General features: G+C 66.4%; 7 protein-coding genes and 1 rRNA gene. 3 read left to right on the forward strand and 5 right to left on the reverse strand.

What is annotated here, in order from left to right:
- Positions 1 to 2 precede the first annotated feature (2 nt).
- Positions 3 to 770 carry a hypothetical protein gene (locus CW348_RS12620; protein WP_016188944.1) on the reverse strand — a complete coding sequence of 256 codons (768 nt, stop codon included), beginning with the start codon at positions 768 to 770 and terminating at the stop codon, positions 3 to 5.
- 353 nt (positions 771 to 1,123) lie between these two features.
- On the opposite strand from CW348_RS12620, the gene CW348_RS12625 reads away from it, so the two are divergent.
- Complete coding sequence (locus CW348_RS12625) at positions 1,124 to 1,474, forward strand: SCP2 sterol-binding domain-containing protein (protein ID WP_041428135.1); 351 nt, start codon at positions 1,124 to 1,126, stop codon at positions 1,472 to 1,474.
- A 497-nt stretch (positions 1,475 to 1,971) separates the two neighbouring features.
- Positions 1,972 to 2,976: an HAD-IIA family hydrolase gene (locus tag CW348_RS12630; RefSeq protein ID WP_011292461.1), complete on the forward strand. Its 1,005-nt coding sequence runs from the start codon at positions 1,972 to 1,974 to the stop codon at positions 2,974 to 2,976.
- Here the strand turns inward: CW348_RS12630 and CW348_RS12635 are convergent.
- Positions 2,954 to 3,442: a single-stranded DNA-binding protein gene (locus tag CW348_RS12635; protein WP_394342277.1), complete on the reverse strand. Its 489-nt coding sequence runs from the start codon at positions 3,440 to 3,442 to the stop codon at positions 2,954 to 2,956. The genes CW348_RS12630 and CW348_RS12635 overlap by 23 nt on opposite strands.
- 159 nt (positions 3,443 to 3,601) lie before the next feature.
- Between CW348_RS12635 and CW348_RS12640 the strand changes: the two genes are divergently transcribed.
- The gene (locus CW348_RS12640; RefSeq protein ID WP_011292463.1) at positions 3,602 to 4,597 is read left to right on the forward strand and encodes an MBL fold metallo-hydrolase; all 996 of its coding nucleotides are present in this window, start codon (positions 3,602 to 3,604) and stop codon (positions 4,595 to 4,597) included.
- Between the two features lie 154 nt (positions 4,598 to 4,751).
- Here CW348_RS12640 and CW348_RS12645 read toward each other — a convergent pair whose 3' ends face one another.
- The 3 genes from CW348_RS12645 to rrf form a co-directional block, all read right to left on the reverse strand.
- On the reverse strand, positions 4,752 to 5,240 hold the full coding sequence (locus CW348_RS12645) for an NUDIX domain-containing protein (protein WP_051122476.1): 489 nt from the start codon (positions 5,238 to 5,240) through the stop codon (positions 4,752 to 4,754).
- Between the two features lie 102 nt (positions 5,241 to 5,342).
- Positions 5,343 to 6,080, reverse strand: a complete 738-nt coding sequence (locus tag CW348_RS12650; RefSeq protein WP_016188947.1) for a hypothetical protein — start codon at positions 6,078 to 6,080, stop codon at positions 5,343 to 5,345.
- 480 nt (positions 6,081 to 6,560) lie between these two features.
- Positions 6,561 to 6,676: ribosomal RNA gene (gene rrf / locus CW348_RS12655) — 5S ribosomal RNA — on the reverse strand.
- Between the last annotated feature and the right edge of the window lie 8 nt (positions 6,677 to 6,684).

Below are 6,684 nucleotides of genomic sequence, written 5' to 3' on the forward strand. Positions count from 1 at the left end.
GCCTACTTTCCGCTCCGGGCTGCACTACGGCGGGCTGCAGCGCGTTTGCTCTGGGACTTCGTGGCGCGGGCGCGGCCGCTCTTCGTCTTCCCGCCGCGGGCCGTCGACTCTGCAGCCGCGGTCTCGTCTTTCCCGGTCTCCTCAGCTTTCCCGGTCTCCTCAGCGGCGGATTCCTGAGCGGTCGAGGCTGCACCAGGATCCGGGGTGTTGGATTCCGGTACGGCAGTCTTCGCGGTCTCCTCCGCTGCGCCAGCAGCCTCAGTGCTGGGGGTTTCCGCGCTCCTCGTTTCAGCGGAGGGCGGGGCCTGGTCTGTCGCCACGGTAACCGCCGCAGCTTCGACAGCAGACTCCGGTTCCTCGGCCGCGACCCGGCGCCGCTGGGTCGCGGTGACCGCGGCCAACCGCCGTTCCAGCTCGCTGACCCGGCGCGCTAACCGCTCATAGTCCTCTCGCGGCACAACGTCGAGGCGGTCCAGGACTCGCGCGACCTCAGCCTCCACGAGTCGGCTGAGTGCGGCACGGTTGCTCTGGTTGGTTTCAATCAGCTCGGTGGCCAACGCCTGAATACTGGGGCCGACCCGCGCGCTGAGCAGCGCAGCCTCCCCGCCTTCCGACTCGTTCTTGGGAAGCTCGGAGCTCCGCGTTGGTGCCCCTGGGCGTTCTTCACTCTCCCGGATCAGGATTTTGGCTACCGCAACCGCGTGTTTCCTCGTGAGTTCGGTGAGGCCGCTGGCGGCTTCCAGATAGGCGCGTACCACTTCGACGACCATGAAACATGCTCCTCGCAGAAATCCGGGTGAACCAGTTGCGGTGCCTGATACGGGAAGACTTGAGAGAAAAACTACCGTTCTTCGAGCGCAGGCAAAGGCGATCTCAACTCTCGGACAGGAACCGGTCTCCGCTCCACCGCAGCCCCGGCGAGGGAGTGCCGTGCCGAGCAGCAGGGAACGGCGGGCGCACACCCGCCCTGTGGTTTCCTCGCTCACTGGGGCGCGCTGGCCTGGCGCCGCGCCGCACCGGGCTTCCTGGTGCACAGGGAAACCTTCCGGGCCTGCCCGGCACGGGCGCCTGCATGCCGCGTTCTCCCCGGTTCACGGCCGACTGATCGTGCAGTATGAAAGGTATGGCCACCCTCAACGAATGCCGTTCCGCTCTCGACCTGGTCTCTGCGCGCATCACTCAGTTCGACGAAGCACAGCGGCGCGCCCACATCGTGGAACGGACGATCAGCTTGACCATCAGCGACCTGGACAGCGTCTTCGACATGCGGTTGACCCCGCACGGCCTGGTCGACATCACCCCCCGCCCCTCTACCGCCGCAGGCAACCGCGCCCAAGTGCGTATCACGATCAGCAGCGACGACCTTGTCGCGTTGGCCGAAGACCGCTTGGACTACGCCAAAGCCCTGTTCACTGGTCGCGTCAAAGTGAAAGCGAGCCTCAGCGACATGGCGCGGCTGCGCAAACTGCTGTAGCTCTCCACCCGAGTCTGCAGCAGCACCGCAACGCCGCAGCCCTGTGCTTCCCGAACCGGCACCCGGCCCACCTCCGCGCTCTGCCGTTCCTGCCGCCTCAACCAGCACCCCTGCTGTTCCCGGGATCTGCGCCGGAGCGTCCTCAGCGAGCCCTCCGTTGGCTTCGCCAGGGCCCGGGTACCCTTCTTCATTCGGGTGGATGTCGCCGCCTGTCCTCTCACCGTTCCGATGGAGGTTTCTCCGTTCCTCTTGTCTGCTGTACCGGCTGTGCCCTGCAGCCGTCCGCCACGATGCTCCACGGTAGCGGGCTCTTCTCTTTGTCCCAGCGTCCGAGGATCAAGGGCGGTCGGCGTGGGTGCTCTGTGGCCTGCCCCTGTTTCTTCCGCACCCGTTCCCGACCGGTGCGGCCCCGTCCCTGACTCTCCCGGTGCAGGGACCACCTCCAGCCTCGCGCCGGGCTTCCCGTCTGGCTCCACCGACCACAGCAACGGACGACGATGACTCTGCTGACCGCATCCCAACCGCTGCACTCGCTGTACGACGCGGCCCTCATCGACTTGGATGGGGTCGTCTACCTTGGCCCACGTGTAGTCCCCGCTGCCCCGGAAGCGGTAGCGAAGGCGCGCGCCCAAGGCATGCGGGTGGCTTTCGTGACCAACAATGCGTCGCGTACCCCGGCTGCTGTTGCCGAGCACCTCACCGCCCTGGGGGTAACCGCGGCAGCCGACGAAGTGGTCACCTCCGCCCAGGCCGCGGCCCGCCTGATCGCGGAACGGTTTCCCCCCGGATCACCGGTACTGGTCGTCGGGGACACCGGGCTGCGCCAGGCAGTGCGGGCCCACGGCCTGCGCCCGGTGACGACCATCCACGACCGCCCGGTCGCTGTAGTCCAGGGATATTCCCCCCGGCTCGGTTTCGATCTGGCTGTTGAAGGAGCGTTGGCCGTGGCCGCGGGCGCGCTGTTCGTGGTCAGCAACAACGACGCTACGGCCCCCATGGGTCGCGGTATCCAGCCGGGCAACGGGTCCTTTGCCCGAGTGATCGCCCACGCCACCCACCAGGAACCGCTTGTGGCAGGCAAACCGGAACCCCCCTTGCATGAGGAGGGGGTGCGCCGCACCGGTGCCGTCAACCCCCTGGTGATCGGTGACCGCTTGGACACCGATATCGAAGGTGCACACCGGCGCGGTGCAGCGAGCATGCTGGTCCTCACCGGGGTGACCACCCCGGTGGATCTCCTCCTCGCCCCGCCGCAGCGTCGGCCCTCCTACCTCGCCTACGACATTGGCGGACTCAACGAACCCCATCCCGAAGTGCTGTGGGACGGTCGCGAAGCGCGCTGCGGAGGATGGACTGCGACAGTCCACTCAGACCGGCTGCTCTTGCAGGGGTCCGGGGAACGGCTGGACGGCCTGCGCGCCCTCTGTGTCGCGGCATGGCAGAGCGGCCGCGTGTTCGCCCCCGACTCTCTCCACGAAGTCACTGGCATCCTCGGCTGGTAACCGCGGAAGAGTCAGCCGCTTTGACGCGCCGCGCTGTCTTGGCTTCCACCTCGAACACGCTGGCCGCGCCGTGCACAGAGCGCCAGAACCGCCGCCGCAGCGCCCCGGTGACCTGAACTGTGTCGCCGATCCGCCAATCCCGGGTGAGTTCCACCATGTCCCGGTGGAAGCTGACACAGGTGATGGGATCCGCTTCCTGCCGGGGACGCCGCTTTGACGAAGGCCGGTTCACTGCGATACGCCAGGTCACCAACTGGCCGCCGTTGTGCAGCTCCCGAACCGACGGTTCGGCGATCACACGCCCGGCGAGCAGAATCTCGTTACGGTGCTCAACTTCTTCGCACGTCTGCCATCCAGCGGGCGTACCGCGCCGGGAGGAGCTCGGGAGCGCCGACGGGTTGTCCATGGTGGTCCTCTCCAACCGGAAACCGATCGTGCCGCGCCCTACCGCGACACCCTGTCTCACTCCAGAGTCGCCCAACCACTCCGAGTTACGGAAGCCGACATCGCTTCCCTGTGGATAACCAGGGTGTGCCGCGGCCAGCGGATCCCTGGACGGGTTCCCGGAAACCACGTGAACTAGATTCGGTTCTGGTGGCGAAGAGTCGAGGAAAGGAAACAGCACATGGCGGAGCAGACGGCCGGGGCCGCTGCGGAGGACATCGTCGCCCTCGGTGACGACGTCTTCGCGATCGACACCCGGATGGCGGGCTACCCGGGGATCACCTCGAGCTACCTGATCCGTTCCGAACGTCCCTGCGTGGTGGAAGTCGGCACCGCCGGATCCGCGCCGGTGCTCCGCGACGCCCTGCATTCCCTGGGAGTGGAAGCGCAGGACTTGGCCACCGTGGTGGTCACCCACATCCACTTGGACCACGCGGGCGGCACCGGGGAGATCGCCCGCATGTTCCCCAATGCCGAAATCATCGTCCACGAACGCGGTGCCCGCCACCTCGCCGACCCGACCCGGTTGATGAACAGCGCCCGCATGGTGTGGGGAGACCGGCTGGAGGTGCTGTTCGGCGAGATGGCGCCCACGGAAGCGACCCGCATCCGGGCAGTGGACACTGGCGCAACCATCGACTTGGGCGCAGGCCGCACCCTCACCGCCTACTACTCGCCTGGCCACGCCAAACACCACATCGGCCTCGTAGATTCGGCGACCGGCGACCTGTACGTGGGCGATGCAGCGGGAATGTACAACCCCTACACCGGTGATGTGCGTCCCGCCACGCCTCCCCCCGACTTCAACCTGGCAGCGGCCCTGGACTCGCTGCGGCTGTTCAGTGACATCAAACCGCAGCGGCTCATGTTCTCCCACTTCGGGGCGGTCAGCGACGTAGAACCGGTCTTGGAGCGCTCCGTGGAGGAGCTGCGGCTGTGGGTGGAGACCGTACGGGAGTCGCACAGCACCGCCGGCGACCTCGACCATGCAGTCGCCTTGGTGCGTGAGCGGGTGCGGGAACGCTACCGTCCTCTCCCGGACGAGGTTCCGCAAGGAACCCAGGAGGTCTTGGAGATCCTCTGCGGGGAGGAAGGCAACGTCTCCGGCATCATGCACTGGTTGGACCGGCTCGCAGCGGAGCAGGCCGCTGCAGCACAGGACTCCCCGCGACAATAGCACGGCTGCGCGTCGCGGATCAGCGGTTTCCCGGGCGGCAGGTCTCCTCTCGTCCCCTGTCGCAGCCTGCCGCCCAGGCGCCCCAACAACAGCCCGTTCTATGTGTCGGCGCGCCGCACGGCTGCTGGCAGAGCGCAACCGAACTCCTCAGAGCTCACAGGGTTGTCGTTCCAGCCGCAGGGGGCGCCTCTCCTGGGTCGGAGCGTGGAGTATCGGGTCCGTTCAAGAGGCCGAGCTCGGTGAGCAGGTAGGCGTAGAGGCCGTCGGTGAACGACAGGTCGGAAGGCAGCGTGTCGAAAGCCCGCACTTCCACGGTCTCGTGCTCCCCGGTCAACGGGTGCAACGCCGCGGCCTGGGCACAGGTCACCACAGTGGTGTGCCCGTTCGGCAGCACGTAGTAGCCGACAGCCCGCAAGCCTGCCAGCTCTGCCCCGGCTTCCTCCCACGCTTCACGACGCGCGGTCGCTTCAATATCCTCCCCAGGTTCGGCATGGCCGCCCGGGAACTCCCAGGCTCGGTCCCGGTGGCGGACCATGACCAGGTGCCGCCCCGACACCAGCAGCACGACCACCGAGTCGTGGCTGGCAGGGAGGCTCCCCAGGTGGACGGTGGCCCCGTTCAACGGGGGTGGGTTCACAGCCATGGAAACAGGAATACGTGAAGGGAAAAGGTGCGTTCCGGTACAGCCACTCCTGGCCGTACCGGAACGCAATAGATGAGTGAATCGGGTCTAGCGGGTGTCGTGCTACTGGTCGGATGAGTCCGCTGCGGGAGCCTTCGACTCTTCCGGCTCCACAGCACTCAATGCGAAGTCCTCCGCATCGCTCCACACCACGTCGTCGCCGACGTCGACAATCTCGAGTCCTTCCAACGCGGCCAGACGCTCGTCGGCGTCGGTCACCCCTTCCCGGTCTACAGCAGACGCTCGGGAGAAGTATTCGCGGGCTTCCCCTTTGCGGCCCAGCTCTTCCAGCACGTCGGCATAGGCGTAGAACAGCCGTGCCACCCAGGGGCGTGCCCGGCGTTCCTTCAACTGCGGGCATTGCAGTTCCACCAGGGCCCCTTGCAGGTCCCCCATGTCACGTCGCGCCCCCGAAGCAACAATGCGCAGCTCGACTTGGTGCGCGACGTCAAGCTCGTCGATCGGGGCCTCGCGGATGATCTCCAACGCACGTTCGGGGCGCCCCAGTCCCCGCTCGCAGTCAGCGATCATGGGGAGATAGATGTCCTGCCCCGTGATACGACGGGCAGCCCGCAGGTCGGACAGGGCTTCCTGCCACCGTCCGGTCAGATAGGCAGCGATACCAGCGGCTTCACGCACCGCGCCGACCCGGGACGCCTTACGGCGGGCATAAAGAGCATGCTGGTAGGCACGCTCCGGGTCTTCATTGAGGAAGTCTCCTGCAGCGACCAAGTGCCTGGCCACCAGCTCCGCCAGGAATTTAGGGAGAGTGCGCAGCTCTTTGCGGATCTCCAGGTCCAAGCGGTGCGGATGGGCGTTCTTAGGCAGCTGGGGAGCAGCGTCTTTCCCCGTGCCTGCTGTTTCTCCCCCCGACGTGAGGTTCTCTGGCTGCTTCTCCCGGCTGGGAGACGGCGTTGTAGGTTCTGGGCGGTCGCCGTAGCCGGCCTCCTTCTTCCGCGAGGAGCGGCGGCCCTGACCAGACTTCCCCCGCACTCTGCCATAACCGAACCGGGAGCTTTCCCGTCGCCGTTGACCATGTCTGCCGGATCGGAAACCTTTCCGGTTTCGGGTCCCAGAACCGTCGCGCCTCTCCGATCGGCTGTCGTCAGTCATGTTCCGTCCGTAAACAGTCAAAAACGCTGCCACTTGTCCGTAGCAGCGCGAAATGATTCAAAGATGCACGTCAACTCTACGGTACCGGTGAATCGTATATTGACCGTGCAAAGAAGTAGAAAAACAAAGTGGGGGTGGAACGGTTGTTCCACCCCCACTCACACATGTGTACGGCGGTGTCCTACTCTCCCACCCCACCACAGGGCAGTACCATCGGCGCTGGGCGGCTTAACGACCGGGTTCGGAATGGGACCGGGTGGACCCCGCCCGCTATGACCGCCGTAACCCTCAC

Origin of the sequence: Thermobifida sp. (genome assembly GCF_017577275.1) — a bacterium.
Classification (GTDB): domain Bacteria; phylum Actinomycetota; class Actinomycetes; order Streptosporangiales; family Streptosporangiaceae; genus Thermobifida; species Thermobifida fusca.

Bases quoted from the DNA above. Each gene is read 5' to 3' on its own strand.
- CW348_RS12620 (WP_016188944.1), bottom strand. From the start codon at position 770: ATGGTCGTCGAAGTGGTACGCGCCTATCTGGAAGCCGCCAGCGGCCTC.
- CW348_RS12645 (WP_051122476.1), bottom strand. From the start codon at position 5,240: ATGGCTGTGAACCCACCCCCGTTGAACGGGGCCACCGTCCACCTGGGG.
- CW348_RS12630 (WP_011292461.1), top strand. From the start codon at position 1,972: ATGACTCTGCTGACCGCATCCCAACCGCTGCACTCGCTGTACGACGCG.
- CW348_RS12640 (WP_011292463.1), top strand. From the start codon at position 3,602: ATGGCGGAGCAGACGGCCGGGGCCGCTGCGGAGGACATCGTCGCCCTC.
- CW348_RS12625 (WP_041428135.1), top strand. From the start codon at position 1,124: ATGGCCACCCTCAACGAATGCCGTTCCGCTCTCGACCTGGTCTCTGCG.